The sequence below is a fragment of the Oceanicella sp. genome, assembly GCF_056449545.1.
In genome coordinates this window covers 137,817-159,468 of the sequence record NZ_JBWOMN010000015.1, presented here as the reverse complement: position 1 = coordinate 159,468, position 21,652 = coordinate 137,817, and the positions used below count along the sequence as shown (strand labels likewise).

Annotated in this window: 18 protein-coding genes; 6 read left to right on the top strand and 12 right to left on the bottom strand. The window is 69.5% G+C overall.

Going from position 1 to position 21,652, the window contains the following annotated elements; genetic code table 11:
- Positions 1 to 53: 53 nt before the first annotated feature.
- From AC1HC7_RS02355 to pcaC, 6 genes are all read right to left on the bottom strand, one after another.
- Positions 54 to 1,922, bottom strand: coding sequence for a TRAP transporter permease (locus AC1HC7_RS02355; protein ID WP_479497050.1), 1,869 nt, complete (start codon positions 1,920 to 1,922; stop codon positions 54 to 56).
- The gene (locus AC1HC7_RS02350) at positions 1,919 to 2,875 is read right to left on the bottom strand and encodes a TAXI family TRAP transporter solute-binding subunit (RefSeq protein WP_479498607.1); all 957 of its coding nucleotides are present in this window, start codon (positions 2,873 to 2,875) and stop codon (positions 1,919 to 1,921) included. Before AC1HC7_RS02350 ends, AC1HC7_RS02355 begins: the two co-directional genes overlap by 4 nt.
- Before the next feature lie 156 nt (positions 2,876 to 3,031).
- Positions 3,032 to 3,874 carry a 3-oxoadipate:acetyl-CoA acetyltransferase gene (locus AC1HC7_RS02345; RefSeq protein ID WP_479497048.1) on the bottom strand — a complete coding sequence of 281 codons (843 nt, stop codon included), beginning with the start codon at positions 3,872 to 3,874 and terminating at the stop codon, positions 3,032 to 3,034.
- 32 nt (positions 3,875 to 3,906) lie between these two features.
- A complete protein-coding gene (pcaG, locus tag AC1HC7_RS02340) occupies positions 3,907 to 4,524 on the bottom strand; it encodes a protocatechuate 3,4-dioxygenase subunit alpha (protein WP_479497047.1) in 618 nt (205 codons plus the stop codon).
- Positions 4,524 to 5,267, bottom strand: coding sequence for a protocatechuate 3,4-dioxygenase subunit beta (pcaH, locus tag AC1HC7_RS02335; protein WP_479497046.1), 744 nt, complete (start codon positions 5,265 to 5,267; stop codon positions 4,524 to 4,526). Before pcaH ends, pcaG begins: the two co-directional genes overlap by 1 nt.
- On the bottom strand, positions 5,264 to 5,644 hold the full coding sequence (pcaC, locus tag AC1HC7_RS02330; RefSeq protein WP_479497045.1) for a 4-carboxymuconolactone decarboxylase: 381 nt from the start codon (positions 5,642 to 5,644) through the stop codon (positions 5,264 to 5,266). Before pcaC ends, pcaH begins: the two co-directional genes overlap by 4 nt.
- 334 nt (positions 5,645 to 5,978) lie before the next feature.
- Here pcaC and AC1HC7_RS02325 point away from each other — a divergent pair, with 334 nt between their 5' ends.
- Both AC1HC7_RS02325 and AC1HC7_RS02320 read left to right on the top strand, forming a co-directional pair.
- Entirely contained in the window at positions 5,979 to 6,443 is a 465-nt protein-coding gene (locus tag AC1HC7_RS02325; RefSeq protein ID WP_479497044.1) for a nuclear transport factor 2 family protein, read from the top strand.
- Positions 6,444 to 6,494: 51 nt separating this feature from the next.
- Positions 6,495 to 7,472: an alpha/beta fold hydrolase gene (locus AC1HC7_RS02320; RefSeq protein ID WP_479498606.1), complete on the top strand. Its 978-nt coding sequence runs from the start codon at positions 6,495 to 6,497 to the stop codon at positions 7,470 to 7,472.
- Between the two features lie 92 nt (positions 7,473 to 7,564).
- On the opposite strand, the gene hutU is transcribed toward AC1HC7_RS02320, so the two are convergent.
- Genes hutU through hutI form a run of 4 tightly spaced genes read right to left on the bottom strand, consistent with a single transcriptional unit; the run spans position 7,565 to position 12,769 of the window.
- The gene (gene hutU / locus AC1HC7_RS02315) at positions 7,565 to 9,235 is read right to left on the bottom strand and encodes a urocanate hydratase (RefSeq protein WP_479497042.1); all 1,671 of its coding nucleotides are present in this window, start codon (positions 9,233 to 9,235) and stop codon (positions 7,565 to 7,567) included.
- Positions 9,236 to 9,258: 23 nt separating this feature from the next.
- Positions 9,259 to 10,056 (bottom strand): N-formylglutamate deformylase, encoded by a 798-nt coding sequence (gene hutG / locus AC1HC7_RS02310; RefSeq protein WP_479497071.1) that lies wholly within the window; start codon positions 10,054 to 10,056, stop codon positions 9,259 to 9,261.
- A gap of 2 nt (positions 10,057 to 10,058) precedes the next feature.
- Positions 10,059 to 11,606 (bottom strand): histidine ammonia-lyase, encoded by a 1,548-nt coding sequence (gene hutH / locus AC1HC7_RS02305; protein ID WP_479497041.1) that lies wholly within the window; start codon positions 11,604 to 11,606, stop codon positions 10,059 to 10,061.
- A complete protein-coding gene (gene hutI, locus AC1HC7_RS02300) occupies positions 11,603 to 12,769 on the bottom strand; it encodes an imidazolonepropionase (RefSeq protein ID WP_479498609.1) in 1,167 nt (388 codons plus the stop codon). Before hutI ends, hutH begins: the two co-directional genes overlap by 4 nt.
- Positions 12,770 to 12,898: 129 nt before the next feature.
- Between hutI and AC1HC7_RS02295 the strand changes: the two genes are divergently transcribed.
- A complete protein-coding gene (locus AC1HC7_RS02295; RefSeq protein WP_479497040.1) occupies positions 12,899 to 14,287 on the top strand; it encodes a formimidoylglutamate deiminase in 1,389 nt (462 codons plus the stop codon).
- Entirely contained in the window at positions 14,284 to 14,985 is a 702-nt protein-coding gene (locus AC1HC7_RS02290) for a UTRA domain-containing protein (RefSeq protein ID WP_479497039.1), read from the top strand. Before AC1HC7_RS02295 ends, AC1HC7_RS02290 begins: the two co-directional genes overlap by 4 nt.
- Positions 14,986 to 15,163: 178 nt before the next feature.
- On the opposite strand, the gene AC1HC7_RS02285 is transcribed toward AC1HC7_RS02290, so the two are convergent.
- Both AC1HC7_RS02285 and AC1HC7_RS02280 read right to left on the bottom strand, forming a co-directional pair.
- A complete protein-coding gene (locus AC1HC7_RS02285) occupies positions 15,164 to 16,942 on the bottom strand; it encodes a hydantoinase B/oxoprolinase family protein (protein ID WP_479497038.1) in 1,779 nt (592 codons plus the stop codon).
- A complete protein-coding gene (locus AC1HC7_RS02280) occupies positions 16,939 to 19,068 on the bottom strand; it encodes a hydantoinase/oxoprolinase family protein (RefSeq protein WP_479497037.1) in 2,130 nt (709 codons plus the stop codon). The genes AC1HC7_RS02285 and AC1HC7_RS02280 overlap by 4 nt, the downstream gene beginning before the upstream one ends.
- A 261-nt stretch (positions 19,069 to 19,329) precedes the next feature.
- On the opposite strand from AC1HC7_RS02280, the gene AC1HC7_RS02275 reads away from it, so the two are divergent.
- Together AC1HC7_RS02275 and AC1HC7_RS02270 are read left to right on the top strand one after the other, a co-directional pair.
- Positions 19,330 to 20,640: an ABC transporter substrate-binding protein gene (locus AC1HC7_RS02275; RefSeq protein ID WP_479497036.1), complete on the top strand. Its 1,311-nt coding sequence runs from the start codon at positions 19,330 to 19,332 to the stop codon at positions 20,638 to 20,640.
- 76 nt (positions 20,641 to 20,716) lie between these two features.
- A complete protein-coding gene (locus AC1HC7_RS02270) occupies positions 20,717 to 21,652 on the top strand; it encodes a branched-chain amino acid ABC transporter permease (protein WP_479497035.1) in 936 nt (311 codons plus the stop codon).

Here is a 21,652-nt window from a genome sequence, read left to right as displayed (position 1 = left end):
TTGCGAAGCGAAATCATCGCCCCGGGCCAGAGCCGCGCCGCCGAACGCGCCCCTCAGCCCCCCAGCGGCGCGAACACCGCGCCCGCGCCCGCGACCAGCAGCGCCAGCTTCCAGGCCCAGGGCATGGGCGCGATGACGCCGTAGGACAGCAGCCCCAGCCCCAGCCCCACCTTCAGCGTCGCGCCCAGCGCGCCCAATGGCGACGCGGCCATGGCGATCAGACCCGGATTGGCCACCATCCCCAGCGGGATCACATACAGCCCCAGCCCCAGCGCCATGGCGCTCAGCGCCACCTTCAGCCAGTTTTCCCCGACCATGCCCGCGGCGATGAACACCGCGCCGCAGACCGGCGGGGTGATGGTGCTGAGCAGCGCGAACCAGAACACGAACAGATGCGCCTGCAACGGCGCCAGCCCCAGTTCGATCAGCGCCGGCCCGGCCACCGACACGCAGATCACATAGGCGGCGGTGGTCGGGGCCTCCATGCCCAGGATCAGGCAGGCCAGCGCCGTCAGCAGCAGCGCCGGCCACAGCTGGCCGCCAGAGCCCGAAATGATCAGCGAGGTGATCTTCACCCCCAGCCCGGTGATCCCCAGCACCCCGATCAGGATCGAGGCGCAGATGATGATCGAGGCGATCACCGCGATCTGACGCCCGGCCCCGAGGCAGGCGCCCGACAGCCGATCCAGCGTCCGCCGCCAGTCCAGCGTCAGCCGCGCGTCGAAAACCAGCAGCAGCGCCGCGACCAGGATCGCCAGGCTGGCGGCGTATTGCGGGGTGAACCCGGCCCCGAACATCGCCCATAGCAGCACCGTGAACGGCACGAGGAAAAACCCCGAGGTGATCGCCACGATCCGCCAGCCGGGGCGCTCGCCCTCGGGCAGCCCGCGCAGCTCGTGGCGGCGCGCAAACGCGTCCACCCCGACCCAGACCGCAAGGAAATACAGCAATGCCGGGGGCAGCGCCGCCGCCATGATCCCCGAATAGGGCACGCCGGTCAGCTCCACCATCACGAACGCCCCGGCGCCCATCAGCGGCGGCATGATCTGCCCGCCCGACGACGCCACGGCTTCAACCGCCCCGGCCAGCGCCCGGGGATAGCCGAGCCGGATCATCGAGGGCAGGGTGATCGCCCCGGTGGAGGCGACATTGGCCGAGGCCGAGCCCGAGATGGACCCGAACAGCGCCGAGGAGATCACCGACACCTTGGCCGCGCCGCCGCGCATTCGCCCGGCGGCGGCGGCGGCGACGTTCATGAAACCCTGCCCGGCCTCGCCGGCGTTGAGCGCCGCGCCCATGATCACGAAAATCGCCACGATGTTCACAGACACGCCCGTGAGCCGCCCCCAGATGCCGCCCTCGGCGATGGTCAGCGCGCCCAGAAAACTTGCCAGCGGCGTGCCCGGATGGCCGAATTCGCCGGGAATCCACTGCCCCCACAGCCCGTAGGCCAGCGCCAGCGCCGCGGCGATCGGCAGCGGCCAGCCGATGGCGCGGCGCGCCATTTCCAGCGCCACGGCCAGCAGGGTGACGGCGATCGCCGTCTGGAACGGCCCTTCGAGAAACCCGTATTGATCGGCCAGCGCGTCGTGGTTCCAGGCGATCCACAGGCAGGCGGCGATGCCGATCGCGGCGATCGCCGCGCCGCTGATCCGCTGGCCCCGCCCGCGCGCCAGGAACACCAGCGCCCAGGGCAGCGCCAGCGCCATGTGCAGCGGGCGGCTCACCAGATTCGGCGTCAGCCCGGAAAAGATCAGCCCCAGGTGAAAGGCGATGGCAAGCGCGCCGAACAGGCTCCATCCCAGCTTTTCGCGCGCCGCAAGCGTCGGGTCGCCGAATTTGGGGTCGATTGGCGGCGGCGCTGCGGAACCCGGCCCGGAAGTCGCCTTCCGGGCCGGACCGTTTGCGTCGGCTTGGATCACTTCTGCGCGTCGGTGATCGGGTAGCCGTTTTCTTCGTAGAACCGCAGCGCGCCGGGGTGGATCTTGCCGGTGATGTTGCCCAGCAGCGCCTTGTCGACGCCGGTCCACCAGGCCGCGTCCTTGCTCATCTTCGCGCGCTCGGCCCAGTAGGTGGCGGTCAGCGCATAGGCGGTGTCGTCATCCATGTCGGTGGTGGTGTAGGCGACCACGGGCAGCGAGGTGGTGACGATGTCGCTGTCCTGCCCCGCATAGGTCCCGGCCGGGATCGCCAGCCGGGTGCGCTTGGTTCTGGCGATCTGGTCGTCGGAGAGCGACAGCACCGTCACCCCGGTCCCCGCCGCGGCCTCGATCACGTTGGGCGCCGGCCATGACCCGGCGGTCACGAAGCCGTCGATCTGGCCGTTCTTCAGCGCCGGCACGGCGTTGGACAATTCCGCGTCCGCCAACGTCACCTTGCCCTCGAGCCCGAACAGCTTCAGGTACTTGGCCCCCTCGCGAGCGCCGAAGGACCCCTTGCCGAGCAGGATGGTCTTGCCCTCGAGATCGGCGAAGGTTTTTGCGCCGCTCCTGTTGCTCATCACGAAATGCATGGTCAGCGACGGGATCGGGAACAGCGCCCGGATTTCGTCAAAGCGCGGATCGGCCTTGCCCTTGAACATCGCCTTGCCGGCCTGGGCGAGGCGCACCAGCACCGGCGGGGTGGTGAACACGTAATTGCCCCGCCGCGCGCGCGTCTCCATGACGTTCTGCACCGAGCCCTGGCTTTCCTCGACGGTGACGATGATCTCGCCATTCGACCCGGCTTTCATCGCCTGCGCGATCTGCACCGCCATCTGGTAGTAGGACGAGGTGGTTTTCGCCGATTTGTAGGTGACGCGGGTCTCGGCCCCGGCCAGCGCGGCGCCGGCGATCAGCGCCGCCCCCCCGAGCATCAGCGACTTGACTGCATTCATTTTCGGCTCCCGTTGGTTTCTTTGGTTTCTTTTGCCTGAGCTCGCCTGGGCGGCGCGCATCGCGGACATGATCCGGCGGCGAAAGCGATGCGTCAATGCCTGCGCGCCGCCCAGATAATATAGCGTTAAACGTTCATCGATATACCAAATCCACCGTCACGCCGCCCGCAACCCCAGAATCCGCCGCGCCTGCGTCGCCGAGGCCACCGGGCGCCCGTGTTTCGCGCACAGATCGACGGCGATGCGCACCAGCGCCGCGTTCGAGGGCGCAAGCCGGTCGCGATCCAGCCGCATGTTGTCCTCCAGCCCGGTGCGCGTGTGCCCGCCCGCCGCGATCGACCAGTCGTTCAGCACCCGCTGGAACCGCCCGATCCCGGCCCCGCACCATTGCGCGTCCGGGGCGATGCGCCCCAATGTGCGCACATAGAAATCGAACGCCTCGCGATCGACCGGCATGGCGTTCTTCACCCCCATCACGAACTGCACGTAGAGCGGGGCCTTCAGCCGCCCGTCCTTCTGCATCGCAGCCGCCTGAAACACATGGCTCAGATCGAAGGCCTCGATCTCCGGCTTCACGTCGTGCTTCAGCATCTCGGCGGCCAGCCAGTCCACCAGATCCGGCGGGTTTTCATAGACCCGGGTCGGAAAATTGTTCGACCCCACGGACAGCGAGGCCATGTCGGGGCGCAACGGCAGCATCCCGCCGCGCGCGGCCCCCGCGCCCGACCGCCCGCCGGTGGACAGCTGCACGATCATGCCGGGGCAATGCGCCCGGATCCCCTGCATCAGCGCCGCGAATTTCTCCGGGTCCGAGGTGACGGATTCGTCATCGTTGCGCACATGGCAATGGGCGATGGAGGCCCCGGCCTCGAAGGCCTCATGCGTCGATTCGATCTGTTCGGCGACGGTGATCGGCACCGCCGGGTTGTTGGCCTTGCGGGGCACCGATCCGGTGATGGCGACGCAGATGATGCAGGGTTTCGCCGCGGGGTCAGCCATGTCGGGATCCTCCGCGCGGGCCTTTGCCCGCGTCAAACATCAAAAAAGACCGTTTCACGATCGCCCTGCAGGCGGATGTCGAACCGGTAGGCGCCCGGGCCCTCGGCCTGTGCGATCAGCGTCGAGACGCGCTGCCTGTGCTCGATGCGCGCCAGCACCGGGTCGGCGGCGTTGGCCTCGGCCTCCTCGGGGAAATACATCCGGGTCTGCAGGCCGATATTGATGCCCCGCGCCACGATCCAGAAGGTTATGTGGGGCGCCATCATCGCCCCGCCCCGGTGCGGGACCGGGCCGGGCCTGATGGTGTCGAACCGCCATTCCCCGCTGTCGAAATCCGCCGGTTGGCGGCCCCAGCCGGAAAAATGCGGGTCGGCCGCGCCGCGGGTCTCCTCGGGCGAGTTGTAAAGCCCTGCGGCGTCCGCCTGCCAGATTTCGATCATCGCATCGCGCAGCGGCGCGCCGAATCCGTCGAACACGGCTCCGCGAATGGCGATGCGCGCGCCCCTGGTCTGGTCGCTGACCGTCGCCGCACCCGGATCATCAGCGTAAACCCCCGGAATGCCGCCGAAATTCGGCGCCAGCCCGATATGCACATAGGGCCCGGCGGTCTGGGACGGCGTTTCCTTCAGGGTCTTCAGCAGCTGGGTCATCAATTGCCCTCCCGTCGGTTCTCGAACAGCGTCGATCGCCGCCCGCGCAGCACGATGTCAAAACGATAGGCGCGCGCGTCCATGGGTTCGGAATTGTTCAGATCGAGCGGCGCGATCAGGCGCTTCACCGCCTCCGGGTCGGGGATGGTGTTGACGATGGGGCAAAGCGGGATCAGCGGGTCGCCCTCGAAATACATCTGGGTGATCAGCCTTTGCGCGAAGCCCGCGCCGAAGATCGAGAAATGGATGTGCTGAGGGCGCCAGTCATTGACCCCGTTGGGCCAGGGATAGGCGCCAGGCTGCACGGTGCGAAACCGGTAGCGGCCGGCGGAATCGGCGACGCAGCGCCCGCAACCGCCGAAATTCGGGTCCAGCGGCGCCACATAGCCTTCCTTGCGGTGCCGGTAGCGCCCGCCGGCATTGGCCTGCCAGATCTCGATCAGCGCGCCGGGGACCGGGCGGGCATTCTCGTCCAGCACCCGCCCATGCACGATGATCCGCTGCCCGATCGGGCTTTGCCCGGCGGCGGCGAAATTCACCAGCAGGTCGTCGTCATGCGGGCCGAGCATGTTGTGCCCGAACACCGGGCCGGCGATTTCGGACGCGGTGGAATCGAGCGAGATCAGCGCCGCCTGCGGGGCCCGCTTGACGCTGGTCTTGTAGCGCGGATCGAAGGCCGGCGGGTGCCAGTCGCGATCGCGCTGATAAAAGGCCCCGCGCGGCGGGGCGTCCGGATCGTTCACAACTCGACTCCCATCTCGGCATAGGTTTCGCGGATGATCTTCAGCGCGTGGTTGGCGGCGGGCGCCCCCGCGTAGATCGCCACATGCAGCATCGCCTCGCGCAGATCAGACGGCGAGGCCCCGGTGCGGGCGGTGGCGCGCACATGCATGGGGATCTCGTCCCAATGCCCGAGCGCGGCCAGCAGCGCCAGGGTCAGCATCGAGCGTTCGCGCCGCGCGATGTCGGGCCGCGCCCAGACCGAACCCCAGGCGCCCTCGACGATCAGCGCCTGAAACGGCGCGTCGAACCCGGTCTTTCGGGCCTCGGCGCGGTCCACATGCGCGTCGCCCAGCACCTCCCGGCGGGTCGCCATTCCGGCCTTTGCGCTGTCGGACATCCGGTTTCCTCGAATCTTGCGCCGCCGCGACGGGGCGGCCGCCCCCGTTATGCCGGATTTTCGCCCGCCGCGCCAAGCGCGCAGGCGGGCGGGCGCGCGATCGGCGGGCGCAGGCGGCGGGCGCGGGCGGGCTGGCGGCCGGCGCCGCCAATGGCGGATCGGGATCCGCCCTACGCAAAAGGGGTGATTTTCGCCCGAAGCGGATGACCGATCGGTATGGCATTTGGCACGCTTGTTTTTGTTTTTTGGTTTGTGGATGACCGATCTGTTCGCAAACATATATGGTATCTAGAAGAACCGATCAGTAAGCTCTTCAATCCGGAATAGGTCCGCCATGTCCCACCGCCCCCTGCCGCCCTTTGACGCAAGCGGCGCCGCGCAAATGGTGCGCGCCGCCGAGACCGCCTGGAACGCCCGCGACCCGCAAAAAACCGCGCTGGCCTACACGCCCGACAGCCAGTGGCGCAATCGCGCCGAGTTCCTGAGCGGGCGCGCCGAGATCGAGGCGTTCCTGACCCGCAAATGGGCGCGCGAGCGCGACTACCGCCTGATCAAGGAATTGTGGGCCTTCGGCGGCGCCCGCATCGCCGTGCGCTTCGCCTATGAATGGCGCGACGCCGCCGGCGCCTGGTTTCGCGCCCATGGCAACGAGAACTGGGAATTTGACGCCGGCGGGCTCATGCGCCGCCGCATCGCCAGCATCAACGACCAGCCCATCGCCGCGTCCCAGCGGCTGTTTCGCTGGCCAATCGGCCCCCGGCCCGCGGACCACCCTGGGCTGAGCGATCTCGGCCTCTGAGCGCTGCCGACCCATCGCCGCCCGATCCCCACCCAGCAAGGAGAATTCGCCATGACATTCACCCGCAAGGCTTTCCTGCGCGGCGGCGGCGCATTGGCGCTGGCCGCGCCAATCGGCGTATCCGCCCCCGCCGCCCCCGCCGCCCCCGCCGCCACGGCAACGCGCGCAACGCAGGTGCGCTACGGCGTCGAGACCATCGACGGCCTGTCCATCGCCTGGCGCGAGGCCGGCGATCCGGCGCGGGCCACGGCGCTGCTGCTGCACGGGTTTCCCACCTCGCCGCAGATGTTTCGCGACCTGATCCCGGCGCTGGCGGCGCGCTATCACGTGATCGCGCCGGATTACCCGGGCTTCGGGGCCTCGGACATGCCCCCGGCCGATGAATTCGACTATTCCTTCGACCGCGCCGCGCGCATGGTCACCGAGCTTCTGGCGCGCAAGGGCGTCGATCGCTGCGCGCTCTACGTGATGGATCACGGCGCCCCGGTGGGGTTTCGCATGTTCGCCGCCGATCCGGCGCGGGTCACCGGCATCGTCATCCGGAACGGCAACGCCTATGCCGAGGGGCTGGGCGATTTCTGGGATCCGCTGAAAGCCTATTGGGAGGATCCGAATGCGGCCAACGGCGACAGGCTGCGCGGGGTCTTCACGCTGGAGGCGACCAGATGGCAATACACGGCGGGGATGAAGGATCCGGGCCTGGTCAGCCCCGACAATTACTGGAACGCGCAGCATCTGCTCGACCGGCCCGGGGCGCAGGAGGCGCAACTGGCGTATTTTCTCGATTACGGGACCAACCCGGCGCTGTATCCGCAGTGGCAGGCGCTGTTTCGCGAACACCAGCCGCCGGCGCTGCTGATCTGGGGCGCCAACGACCCGATCTTTCCCGCCGAGGGCGCCCATCCCTACAAGCGCGACCTGAAGACACTGGAATTCCACCTGCTGGACACCGGGCATTTCGCGCTGGAGGATCATGGACCGTTCATCGCTGAACGAATGCTGGCCTTCCTTGACCGGGCGCCGCGCTGATCGCCGGCGCCGCCAATGGCGGATCGGGATCCGCCCTACTTCCTGCGGCGGCGCCGCGCGTGAAAAACGCGGCGCGCCGGGTCTGCATCGGCTCAGCCGGTGATCCCGGGCAGGTTCAGGCCGTTTTCCTTCGCGCAGTCGATGGCGGTCTGATAGCCGGCGTCGGCGTGGCGCATCACCCCGGTCGCGGGGTCGTTCCACAGCACCCGTTCGATGCGCCGGTCCGCGTCGGCGCTGCCATCGCAGCAGATCACCATCCCCGCATGCTGCGAGAACCCCATGCCGACTCCGCCGCCATGGTGCAGCGACACCCAGGTCGCCCCGGAGGCGCAGTTCAGCAGCGCATTCAGCAGCGGCCAGTCGGACACCGCGTCCGAGCCGTCCTTCATCGATTCGGTCTCGCGATTGGGCGAGGCCACCGAGCCGCTGTCCAGATGATCCCGCCCGATGACGATCGGGGCTTTCAGTTCGCCGCTGCGCACCATTTCGTTGAAGGCGAGCCCCAGCCGGTGCCGCTGCCCCAGCCCCACCCAGCAGATCCGCGCCGGCAGGCCCTGAAAGGCGATGCGTTCGCGCGCCATGTCGAGCCAGTTGTGCAGATGCGGATCGTCGGGGATCAGCTCGCGCACCCTGGCGTCGGTCTTGTAGATGTCCTCGGGGTCGCCGGACAGCGCGCACCAGCGGAACGGGCCGACGCCCCGGCAGAACAGCGGGCGGATATAGGCGGGCACGAAGCCGGGGAAGGCGAAGGCGTTTTCCAGCCCCTCGTCAAGCGCCACCTGCCTGATGTTGTTGCCGTAATCGAGCACGGGCACGTCGCGGTTCCAGAAATCCACCATCGCCGCCACATGGGTTTTCATCGAGGCGCGCGCCGCCTTTTCCACCGCCTTGGGGTCGCTTTCGCGCAGGGCGCGCCATTTGGCCAGCGTCCAGCCCTGCGGCAGATAGCCGTTGATCGGGTCATGGGCCGAGGTCTGGTCGGTGACGATGTCGGGGCGTTCGCCGCGTGCGACCAGTTCGGGGAAAATGTCGGCGGCGTTGCCCAGAAGGCCGACGGATTTGGCCTCGCCCGCCGCGGTCCAGCGGCGGATCTTGTCAAGCGCCTCGTCCAGCGTGTGCGCCTTGTCGTCGAGATAGCCGGTGCGCAGGCGGAAATCGATCCGGGACTCGTCGCATTCCACCGCGAGGCAGCAGCAGCCGGCCATCACCGCCGCCAGCGGCTGCGCGCCGCCCATGCCGCCAAGCCCGGCGGTCAGGATCCAGCGCCCCTTCAGATCGCCGCCGTAATGCTGGCGCCCGGCCTCGGCGAAGGTTTCGTAGGTGCCCTGCACGATGCCCTGCGACCCGATGTAAATCCACGACCCGGCGGTCATCTGGCCATACATCATCAGGCCCTTGCGATCGAGTTCGTTGAAATGGTCCCAGGTCGCCCAATGCGGCACCAGGTTGGAATTGGCGATCAGCACGCGGGGCGCGTCCCTGTGGGTGCGAAACACCCCCACGGGCTTGCCCGACTGCACCAGCAGGGTCTCGTCATCCTCCAGCGTCTTCAGTTCCGCGACGATGCGGTCGAAATCCGCCCAGGTGCGGGTGGCGCGCCCGATGCCGCCATAGACCACCAGTTCGTGGGGGTTCTCGGCGATGTCGGGGTGCAGATTGTTCATCAGCATCCGCATCGGGGCCTCGGTGAGCCATGATTTGGCGGTGATCTCGGTTCCGGTGGGCGGGTAGATGTCGCGGGTGTTCTTTCGGGGATCGGTCATGGTCAGGCCCTCCGGTCGGGGATTTATCTGGCGGCCAGCGTCGGCGCCAATGCGGCGAGGCGTTCGAGGATGTCTTTCAGCGGCTTGCGCAGCCGGGCCGCGCGGTCCTCGCGCCAGGCCCAGGGCGGCGATTCCTCCATGTAGGCGGATTGCGCCAGTTCCATCTGGATCGCGTGCACGCCTGTCGCCGGGCGCCCGTAATGGCGCGTGGTCCAGCCGCCGCGAAAGCGACCGTTCAAGATCGAACTGCAATCGGCGGCGGCGCAGATCGCAGCGGTGGCGGCCTCGATGTCCGGCGCGCAGCTTTTGCCGTTATCCGTGCCGATGTTGAAATCCGGCAGCACGCCCTCGAACAGGAACGGAATGCGCGAGCGGATCGAATGGCAATCATAGAGGATCGCCACCCCGTGCAGCGCCCGCACCCGGTCCAGTTCGCCCGCCAGCGCCGCGTGATAGGGGGCGTGGAAGGCGGCGCGCCGCCGGGCGATCTCGGCCGCGTCCGGGGCCATGCCCGGGCGGTGGATCGGGCGCCCGTCGAAATCGGTGAGCGGGCAGAGCGTGGTGGTGTTCTGCCCGGGATAGAGAGTCGCGCCTTCGGGGTCGCGATTGGCGTCGATCACGTAGCGGTGGAAGGTGGCGCGCACCGTGGTCGCGCCCGCCAGCAGCCCGTCATACAGCCGGTCGACATGCCAGTCGGTGTCCGCGAGCCCAAGCCCCACGTCGTTCAGCCCCTCGGCCGCCTCGTCGGGCACATGCGTGCCGGTATGCGGCAGCCCCAGCACCACCGGGCCGTCGCCCCGCGCCACCTCGACAGGTTCGATGCTCATGCCCGCGCCTCCCACAGCAAGACTCCATCCAGCCCGGCCGCCTCCGCCAGCGCCCCCTCGCGCACCAGCGTCGCGGCGCGCTCGATATCGGGGGCCAGATAGCGGTCCTCGCCCAGCGGCGGCACGGTTTCGCGCAGCCGCGCGATCACTGCCTGCAGGCGCGCGCTGGTCGCCAGCGGCGCGCGAAACTCGACCCCCTGCGCCCCGCACAGCAGCTCCACCCCCAGAATGCGCGCCAGATTGGCGTTCATCCGCCCCAGCCGCCGCGCGCCATGCGCGGCCATGGACACGTGATCTTCCTGATTGGCGCTGGTCGGCGTCGAATCGGTGGAGCACGGGTTGGCAAGATGCTTGTTCTCGCTCATCAGCGCCGCGGTGGTGACCTCGGCGATCATGAAGCCGGAATTCAGCCCCGGATCGGGGGTCAGGAAGGGCGGCAGGTCGAAGGACAGCGTCGGGTCGACCATCAGCGCCACGCGGCGCTGGGCGATGGCCCCGATCTCGGCGATGGCGAGCGCGATCTGGTCGGCGGCGAAGGCAACCGGCTCGGCGTGGAAATTGCCGCCCGAGACGATCCGCCCGGCCTCCGCCAGCACCAGCGGATTGTCGGTGACCGCGTTGGCCTCGATGGTGAGCGTGCGCCCGGCGAAGCGCAGCAGGTCGGCGCAGGCGCCCAGAACCTGCGGCTGGCAGCGAATGCAATAGGGATCCTGCACCCGCGCGTCGCCGTCGCGGTGGCTCTCTCGGATCTCGGACCCGGCCATGATCGCGCGCATCGCCCGGGCCGCGTCGATCTGGCCCTGATGGCCGCGCAGGGCGTGGATTTCGGCCAGCAGCGGCGCGGTCGAGCCCATGATCGCATCGGTGGACAGCGCCGCCGTGACGATCGAAGCCGCGGCCGCGCGCCACGCCTCGAACAGCCCCGCAAGCGCCGCGGCGGTCGAAAACTGCGTGCCGTTGATCAGCGCCAGCCCCTCCTTGGGACCGAGCGTCACCGGGTCCAGCCCGGCCGCCGCCAGCGCGTCGCCGCCCGCCATCACCCGCCCGCGATATTCCGCCTCGCCCATGCCGATCATCGCCGCCGCCATATGCGCCAGCGGCGCCAGATCGCCCGAGGCCCCGACGGAGCCCTGCGAGGGGACCACCGGGGTGACGCCCTTCGCCAGCATGGCCTCGATCAGCGCGATCACCTGCCAGCGCACGCCCGACGCGCCGCGCCCCAATGACGCCAGCTTCAGCGCCATCATCAGGCGGGTCTGGTCGCGCTCCATCGGCGCGCCGACGCCGCAGCAATGGGACAGGATCAGGTTGCGTTGCAGGGTGGCGGTGTCCTCGGGCGCGATCTTGCGGCTGGCGAGTTTTCCGAAGCCGGTGTTGACCCCGTAGACCGCCGCGCCGCCCGCCGCCGCCCCGGCCACCTGCGCCTGCGCCGCCTCCACCGGTCCGCGCGCCGCAGCGTCCAGCGCCGCCGGGCGCTGGTTGCGATACACATCCTCCAGCATCGCCAGGTCGAGCCCGCCCGGGGCGATGATCAGCGGGGTCACTGCGCGCCTCCGAACAGGCGCTCATGCAGCGGGTTGAAACCGATGCGATAGGACAGCTCCGCCGGGCGCTCCACGTCCCAGATCGCCAGGTCGGCGCGCAGCCCCGGCGCGATGCGCCCGGCATCGTCAAGCCCCAGCGCGGCGGCCGCGTGGACCGTGGCCCCGGCCAGCGCCTCCTCCGGGGTCAGACGGAACAGCGTGCAGGCCATGTTCATCGCCAGCAGCAGCGAATTCAGCGGCGAGGACCCGGGGTTGCAGTCGGTGGCCACCGCCATGGGCACGCCGTGTTCGCGAAAAGCGGCGACGGGCGGGGTCTGGGTTTCGCGCAGCGTGTAATAGGCGCCGGGCAGCAGCACCGCCACGGTCCCGGCGGCGGCCATCGCCGCCGCGTCGCCCGCATCGGCGTATTCCAGATGATCGGCGGACAACGCGCCGAACCGCGCCGCCAGGCGCGCGCCGCCGAGATTGGACAGCTGTTCGGCATGCAGCTTCACCGGCAGGCCCAGATCGCGCGCCGCGTCGAACACCCGGCCGATCTGGGCGGGCGAAAACGCGATGCCCTCGCAAAACCCGTCCACCGCGTCCACCAGCCCCTCGGCATGGGCGGCGGCCAGCGTCGGCAGGCAGATTTCGTCAAGATAGGCGTCGGCGCGGCCGCGATAGGCCGGCGGCAGGGCGTGGGCCCCCAGAAAGCTGGTGCGCACCCGCACCGGGCGCAGCGTTGGCACGGCGCGCGCCGCGCGCAGCATCGTCAGCTCGGTGGCCATGTCCAGCCCGTAGCCGGACTTGATCTCGATGCAGGCCGCGCCCTCGGCGATCAGCGCGTCGATGCGGGGCAGGGCGGCGGTCAGCAGCATCGTCTCGTCCGCCGCCCGGGTGGCGGTGACGGTGGACAGGATCCCCCCCCCGGCGCGCGCGATCGCCTCGTAGCTCGCGCCCTCCAGTCGCATCTCGAATTCCCGCGCCCGTTCGCCGCCATGCACGATATGGGTGTGGCAGTCGATCAGCGCCGGGGTGACCAGCCGCCCGCCCAGATCGCGGCGCGGCCAGCTGTCGAGCACGGCGGGCAGATCGCGTTGCGCGCCGATCCAGGCGATCTTCCCGGCGCCGATCGCCAGGGCGCCTGAATCGATCAGCCCATAGGGCGCGTCGGGCGTCGCCATGGTGGCCAGCGTCGCATTTGTCAGCACAAGTCGGGAATCGGTCTGGGACACGAGATTTATCTCTTGATAAGATCGCGGGTGGGCATAATATGTATGCACATAATAATGCTGTCAAGACGGATCACGATCATGGAAATCATCTGGGCGGAACAGGCGCTTACCGAAAACGGCTGGGAATCCGGCCTGCGCGTCAGCATCGGCGAGGATGGTCGCGTCGAGTCGATGCGGGCGGGCGCGCCGCCCGAGGGAACGCGGGTGGGCGCGCTGCTGCCGGCCCCCGTCAACCTGCACAGCCACGCCTTCCAGCGCGCCATGGCCGGGCTCACCGAACGCCGTGGCCCGGACCCTGGCGACAGCTTCTGGACCTGGCGGCGGCTGATGTTCCGCTTCCTTGACCGGCTCGGCCCGGAGGATGTGGAATCCATCGCCGCCTTCGTGCAGATGCAGATGCTGGAGGCCGGCTACGCCGCGGTCGCCGAATTTCACTACCTGCACCACCAGCCCGGCGGCGCCCCCTATGACGATCTCGCCGAACTGGCGCATCGCATCGTGGCGGCGGCGGGGCGGACCGGCATCGGCCTCACCCTGCTGCCGGTGTTCTACCAGCAGGGCGGCTGCGACGGGGGGGCGCTGCAGGCCGGGCAGATCCGCTTCGGCAACGACCCGGACCGATTCGCGCAACTGGTGGACGCCGCCGGCGCCGGGCTTGCCGCCCTGCCCGGGGATTGCCGCCTCGGCGTCGCGCCGCATTCGCTGCGCGCGGTCAGCCGCGACGGTCTCGCCTTCGCCGCCGACCTCGCCCGGGCGCTCGGCGCGCCCGGCGGCGGGGGCGCGCCGCTGCACATGCACGTGGCCGAACAGGCGGCCGAGGTCGAGGAGGTGCGTTCCGCCTATGGCGCCCGCCCCATGGAATGGCTGCTCGCCAACGCCGATGTGGACGACCGCTGGTGCCTGATCCACGCCACCCAGATGCTGCCCCGCGAAACCGCGGCGCTGGCGGCAAGCCGCGCCGTGGCCGGGCTGTGCCCGATCACCGAATCCAGCCTCGGCGACGGCATATTCGACGGCGTCGCCTATCTTGGCCAGGGCGGGCGCTTCGGCATCGGTTCGGACAGCAACATCCGCATCGCGCTGTCCGAGGAGCTGCGCACGTTCGAATATTCCCAGCGCCTGCGCGACAAAAGCCGCGCGGCGCTGGCCACCCCGGACCAATCCACCGGCCGGGCGCTGTTCGAAGGCGCGGCGCGGGGCGGGGCGCAGGCGGCGGCCCGCGACGGCGGCGTCATCGCTCCGGGGCGGCTCGCCGATCTGGCGGCGCTCGACATGGGGGCCGTGGATCTCGAAGGCCGCGCCGGCGACGCGCTGCTCGACGCCTGGATCTTCGCCGGCGACGACCGCATGGTGCGCGACGTCTGGTCGGCGGGGCGGCGCGTGGTGCGCGACGGGCGCCACCATGCCCATGACGCCATCACCGCGGCCTACCGCGCCACCATGCGCGGCCTGCGCGACGCGTTGTGACCAGACCCGAGACCCGGTCCTGGCAATCCATCCGCGCCGAGGCCCTGCGCCGGATCAACGACCGCGTCTGGCCCCCCGGCGGGCTGATCCCCACCGAGGCCGACCTCGCCGCCGAATTCGGCTGCGCGCGGGCCACCGTCAACCGGGCGCTGCGCGATCTGGCCGAGGCGGGGCTGCTGGACCGCCGGCGCAAGGCCGGCACGCGGGTGGCCGCGACCCCGGTGCGCAAGGCCCGGCTCGACATCCCGATCACCCGGCTGGAAATCGAACAGCAGGGCCGCGCCTACCGCCACGCGCTGATCAGCCGCGACCGCCGCGGCCCGCCCCCCGAAGTGGCGGCGCTGCTGGGGCTCGCCGCCGACGCCGACATGCTGCATGTCCGCGCCCTGCACCTCGCCGACGATCGTCCCCATGTCTATGAGGACCGCTGGGTGCACCTGCCCGCGGTCCCGGGGTTTCTCGACGTGGATCTGGAAACCGTCAGCGCCAATGAATGGCTGGTGCGCAACGCGCCCTTCAGCCATGGCGACATCGTGTTCTCCGCCGCCAACGCCCGGGGCGAGGAGGCGGCGCTGATCGGCGCCGGCGAGGGCGAGGCGCTTTTCGTGCTCGAACGCGTCACCTGGAGCGGCGAGATCCCCATCACCGCGGTGCGCCAGCTGCACGCCCCGGGCCGCAAGATGCGCATGACCGTCTGAGGCCCCCGCGCCGCGCCGGATCAGGAAACCGCCCCAGCATCGCCCGCGCCGGCGCCGATCAGCGCCGGACCGATTGCGCCGCCGCGGCGCCGCCCGCAATCAGCGCCCGCAATCATCGCCCAGACCAGGCCAGATCAAGCCGGGCCCGAGCAACCCACGCGCCAGCAGGCGCGCGCAGTCACCCCGACCGGCGCCCCGACCGGCGCAAGATCCCGGTCGCGGCGACATCCACCGACAGCCCCCCCGCCCGGGTCCCGGCGATCGCCACCCCGAACAGATCGCGCGCCTGATCCGCCGTGTATCGCTCCAGCCGCACATCCTCCAGCACCGCCGCCGGGTCGCGCGTCAGCGGGTCGCCGTAGCCGCCGCCGCCGGGGGTGCGGACATGCACCCGATCGCCGGGCGACAGCGGCACGTCCTGCTCCTTGGACAGATGCGGCGGCGTGTGGGCCTTGCCGCCGCGCCACACCGTGACCTCGTTGGCCGCGCCGTCCAGCCCGCCCAGCGCCCCCGGCGGGCCGCAGCGGCCGTGATCCATGACGAAGCTCGCCTGCGCCCGCCCGCGCCGCAGCTCGATCTCGTAATCCAGCCCCAGCCCGCCCCGGGCGCGCCCCGCGCCCCCCGATCCCTCGCGCAGCGCGTAGCGGTGATACAGCACCGGATAGGCCTGCTCCATGATCTCCACCGGCGGGCTTTTGGAGATGCCGATCGTGGAGCAGCCGTTGGACAGCCCGTCATGGCGCGCATTGCCGCCATAGCCGCCGCCCGACAGCTGATACATGACGAAATCCCGCCCCCGCGCCGGGTCGTGGCCGCCCAGCGCGAAATTGCCGCTGGTCCCGGCGGGGGCGGCGGTCACCCGATCGGGCAGCGCGGGAACCAGCGCGTTGAACACCGCCTCGGCGATGCGCTGGGACACCTCCGCCGCGCAGCCCGACACCGGGCGCGGATAGCGCGCGTCCAGGAACGTGCCCTGATAGCCGGTGACGCGCAGCGGCTCGAACGCCCCGGCGCTGATCGGCGCCTCGGGGAAAATGTGGCGCATGGCCAGGCAGACCGAACTCAGCGTCGTCGCCAGCACCGAATTCATCGGCCCCATGCAGGGCGGGCTGGAACCGGCGAAATCGAAATGCAGGTCCTCGCCTTTCCGCTGGACGGTCAGGCGGATCGCCAGCGGTTCGTCCACCACCCCGTCGCTGTCCACCCAGGCGACGCCGGAAAATTCGCCCTCCGGCATGCCGGCGATGAAGGCGCGCATCTGCGCCGCGGCGCGCAGGCGCAGTTCGCCGATGGCCGCGCGCACCACGTCGTCGCCGTAGCGGTCCAGCAGCGCGTTCAGCCCCGCCTCCCCCACCATCAGCGCCGCCGCCTGCGCCTTCACGTCGCCGATGCGCTGATCGGCGATGCGGATGTTGGAGCAGATGATGGCGTAGATTTCCTCGTCGAGCCGGCCCCGCTTGAACAGCCGCACCGGCGGCAGGCGCAGGCCTTCCTGTTCCACCGAGGTCGCCGAGGCCGAGAACCCCCCCGGCACCGCGCCCCCCGTGTCCGGCCAGTGCCCGGTGTTGGACAGCCAGCAGAATATCTTTCCGCCGCGATAGAACGGCCGCGCGAAACGCACGTCCATCAGATGCGTGCCGCCCAGATACGGGTCGTTGACGATGTAGATGTCATCGGGTTGCGGCGCCGCGGTCTTGCCCTGGGCGATCCGCTCGATGAGGATGCGGGTCGAATGCTGCATCGCCCCCACGAACACCGGCAGCCCGCCCGCGCCCTGCGCGATCAGCGCGCCGTCCTCGGCCGCATAGATGCCGTCGGACCGGTCGTTGGCCTCGGCGATCACCGGCGAGAACGCGGCGCGCGAGAATGTCAGGTCCATCTCGTCGCAGATCTGCTGCAATCCGGCCTGAATGACGCTGAGCGTGATCGGGTCGAGCTGTTCTTGCGCGGGTTTCATGCGCCGGCCTCCCCGGTCGGTTGCGCCGATGCGGGGCGGATATCGATGATGATGTTGCCCTCCGCATCGCCCCGCGCCCGATCGCCGGGCTCGATCAGGATGGTGCTGTCCATCTGTTCGACCACCGCCGGGCCGGTGAACGCGAAATCGGCGGGCAGCCAGTCTCGCCAATAGATCGGCGCGTCGCGCCAGCTGCCGTCGAAATAGACCTGCCGCCGCCCGGTCTCGGCCTCGGCCAGCGTCGGCTTGCGCCCGGCGGGGTCGATCAGGGTCGAAAGATCCAGCGCCGCCCGCGCGCCGATCACCGAGCAATTGGCGTTCACCAGATTGGCGCGAATATCGTCGAGCTGCACGTGGAAGCGGTCGAAATAGGCTTTTTCGAACAGCGCGCGCAGGGCCTCGCGGTCGATGTCGGGGCTGTCCAGCGGCACCCGCAGCAGATGGGTCTGGCCGATGAACTGCATGTCCACCGAATAGATCCGGCGCATGGACCCGATCTTGACATTCTCGCGGCGGATCAGGCGCTCGCCCTCGGCGATGCGCGCCGCGAACACCGCCGACAGGCGCGCCATGTCGAAGCGATCCAGCGGCGTGTTGAGCGTGTTGACGAAATCATGGCGCAGATCGGCGACCACGCAGCCCAGCGCGTTGGTGATGCCCGGCCGGCCCGGGACCAGCACCCGCGGCACCCCCAGTTCGCGCGCCAGCGCGCAGCCATGCAGCGGCCCGGCGCCGCCAAAGGCGAACAGCGCGAAATCGCGCGGATCCGCGCCCATGGACACCGACACCATGCGGATCGCCCCGGCCATGCGGGTGTTGGCCATGCGGATCGCCGCCGCCGCCGCCTGCGTCGCGTCATAGCCGAGCGGCGCGCCAAGTTCGCGCGCGAAAATCGCGGCCACGTCGGCGACCCGCACGCCCCCCTCAACGGATTTCAGTTTTTGCGGGTCGAGCCGCCCGAGCAGCAGATTGGCGTCGGAGATCGTCGGCCGCGTCCCGCCGCGCCCGTAGCAGATCGGCCCCGGCGCGGCCCCGGCGCTTTCCGGCCCGACCTCCAGCAGCCCCGCGGCGTTGACCCGCGCGATCGACCCGCCCCCGGCGCCCACGGTGCGCACGTCCACCATGGGGACATGGATCGGCATGGCGTATTCGATCTCGATCTCGTTTGACACCGGCGGCTCGGCGCCGCGGATCAGCGCCACGTCCGTCGAGGTCCCGCCCATGTCATAGGTGATGAGGTTCTCCATCCCCGCGCGGCGCCCCGAATAGGCCGCCGCCATGACCCCCGAGGCCGGGCCGGACATCACCGTTTTCGCCGCCTCGCGCGCCACCAGCCGCGACGAGACCATGCCGCCATTGCCGTTCATCACCAGCATCTCGCCGCCATAGCCGCGCGCCGCCAGTTCATCGACCAGCCGTTGCACGTAGCGTTCCAGCAGCGGCCGCACCGAGGCGTTGACCGCGGCCGTCACCCCGCGTTCGTATTCGCGGCTTTCCGAGATCACCTCATGGCCCAGCGTGACGTGATCATTGGGCCAGAAACCGCGCAGGATGTCCCCGGCGCGGATCTCGTGCGCAGGGTTGGCGTAGGCGTGGAGGAAATGCACCAGCACCGATTCGCAGCCGGCGTCGAGCAGGCTTCGCCCGGCCTCGGCGACCGCGCCCTCGTCGAGCGGGATCACCGGCTGGCCGGCCGCGTCCATGCGTTCGGGGATTTCCAGGCGCAGGTCGCGGGGGATGATCGGGGTGAATTCTCCGGTCATGCCATAGGCTTGCGGGCGGGTGCGCCGCCCCAGTTCCAGCACGTCGCGAAAGCCGGCGGTGGTGATCAGCCCGGTGCGCGACAGCTTGCGTTCCAGCACCGCGTTGGTGGTGGTGGTGGTGCCGTGCACGATCAGGTCGACGGTCTTCAGATCCGCCCCGGCCTCGTCAAGCGCCGCGAGCGCCCCAAAGGCCTGATTGTCCATGGTGCTCGGCACCTTGGCGAGCCGCACCCGCCCGGTCGCCTGATCGACCATCACCAGATCGGTGAAGGTGCCGCCCACATCGACGCCGATCACCTGCCCGGCGGCGGTGCGGGCGACAGCGGGGGAGGCGTTGTCCGGTCCGGGGGGAGCGTCGCTCATGCGGGGATCTCGATCCGTGAGGGAATTTCATTGGTATGCAAATGATTTTCCGGAGCCGGGGCAAAAGTCAATGAAACTTTCGCGCGGGCGGGGGGGCGCGGGCGCGGGGCGAGGCGGCAACGGATCGTCCGACACATCGCCCTAGGGCGGAGGCGCGGCAAAATGCTGGACAAATTGTTTGTGTGCACACAAGCTGATTTCCGACGACAACGAAAACAAGACGACAGACCCGACAGGAACCACTTGGCGTGGAGAGGTGCGATGACCAAACCCAGTGACAAATCGATCCCCGGCGTCCCGGCGCCCCGATCCCGGCGCGACGTGCTGAAAACCATGGCCGCGGGCGCGGGCGCCGCCGCGACCCTGCCGCTTTGGGCGCGCTATGCGCAGGCCCAGAGCGCCGAACCCATCAAGATCGGCTTCCAGGCGCATCTGACCGGCATCGGCGCCTCGTATGGCCGCTGGTACAGCCGCACCACCGCGGCCGCGGCGCGGCGCATCAATGACATGGGCGGCATCAACGGCCGCGAATTGCAGATCGTCACCGAGGATGACGGCACCGATCCCAAGCGCGGCGCCGAGGTGGTGGAGAAATTCGCCAACCAGTCCGGCGTCGATGTCGCCTACGGCACGCTGTTCAGCCATGTGGTCATCGGCTCCGCCCCGCGCGCGGGCGAACTGAAGCTGCCGTATTTCGTGGTGTCCGAGGGGCATCACGTGGCCTCGGGGATGCTCAACCGCTACACGCTGCAGCCGGGCATCACCGACGTCAAAAGCCAGGTGCAGGCGATGGCGCCTTTCGTGGCCTCGACGCTGGGCAAGAAGGTGACGATGATCTACCCGGATTTCGCCTTCGGCCACAATCACCGGGATTTCTTTTCCGCGGCGATCGAAAAGCAGGGCGGCGAAGTGGTGGCCAAGATCGCCATTCCGCCGACCGAATCCTCGTTCACCAAGTATTTCCCGAAGATTCCGCGCAGCACCGAAGTGATCTACCACGTGATGGTCGGCCCCGCCGTGCTGACCTTCGTGAAGGAGATGGGCGAGTTCTTCGGCCCCTCGCGCCCGGCGATCTTCGGCTTCATCGACAGTCTGGAGGCGGTGGATTTCGCCAGCCCGGGGCTGGAGTTTCTCGAAGGCACCTATTTCTGGGAGGGCGATCCCCGCTACGCGCAGGCCAACCAGACCAGCCATGACAAGCTGTATCGCAAGCTGGTGGGGGTGGACGCCAACGGCGCCTCGGTCGACGACCCGTCCGACATATCCACCTACGCGCACATGTTCGGCTGCTGGGAGACGCTCAACGTCATCAAGGCCGGAATGGAAGCGTCGGGCTACAATGGGACCGGCGACCGGGCCAAGCTGATCGAGGCGGTGGAGGCCATGACCGACATGCCCGAATCCGACGACCATCCGCAGGGGGCCAAGCTGTTCAACGGCAAGACCCATCAGGTGTTCGGGCCGCAATACATCTCGCGCGTCGCGGGCGGCAAGCTGGTGGTGGAGCACACCACGTCGATCGAGGACGGGCTGTATCCGGACGAGGTCGACTACACCACGCAGCCGCTCTAGGCGCCGGCTTGGGTTCCGCGCCCCCGCCCCCTGACCGGAGGGGCGGGGGCGCGGGACGGGGCGCACAGGAAAACCCATGGATTTCGGACCTTATCTGATGCTGGCGTCCCTTGAGGGCGCGGTGATGGCCGCGGTGCTGGCGCTGACCGCCGTGGGGCTGAGCCTCGTCTTCGGGGTGATGCGGGTGGTCAACGTGGCGCATGGCGAATTCTTCATGCTCGGCGCGGTGTTCGCCTGGTGGATCGCCTCGGTCGCGGGCGGGCTGTTCGGGCATCCGGCGGTCGGCTTCCTGCTGGCGCTGGTCTTCGCGCCGCTGATCGTGGGCGCCATCGCCGCGCTGGCCGACGTGACGGTGCTCAAACGCATAGATTACGACCCGGAGCGCACCATCGTCGCCACCATCGGGCTGCTCTACATCATCCAGCAGGTGACGCTGATGACCTACGGGCCGGACGCCCGCCCGGTGGCGCCGCCCTTCAACATGCGCATCGCCCTGCCATGGCTGGAATGGGGCGAGGGCGGCCTGACCATGGTCTGGCCCTGGGGGCTGTCGACGACGACCTACAAGCTGGCGGTGATCGGGGCGGCGGCGGCGGTGCTGCTGGGGGTCTGGGCGCTGATGACCCGCACGCGGATCGGGCTGGTGATGCGCGCGACCCAGCTTGACCGGGACATGGCGCAGGCGTTCGGAATCCCGGTGGAAAAGGTCTACGCGCTGGTGTTCGGGCTGGGCGCCGGGCTGGCCGCCATGGCGGCGGTGCTGATCGTGCCGATCCAGCAGGCGCATTACCTGATGGGCGGCGATCCGCTGCTGCTGTCCTTCATCGTGGTGATCATCGGCGGGCTCGGCAGCCTTGGCGGCACCGTGGTCGCGGCGCTGCTGATCGGCCTGAGCGACGGGATCATCTCGGTGTTCTTCACCCCGACGCTGGCCAAGATCCTCGCCACGCTGCTGGTGGCCTTCGTGCTGGTCTATCGTCCCGACGGGCTGTTCGGGGGGCGGCGCGCGTGA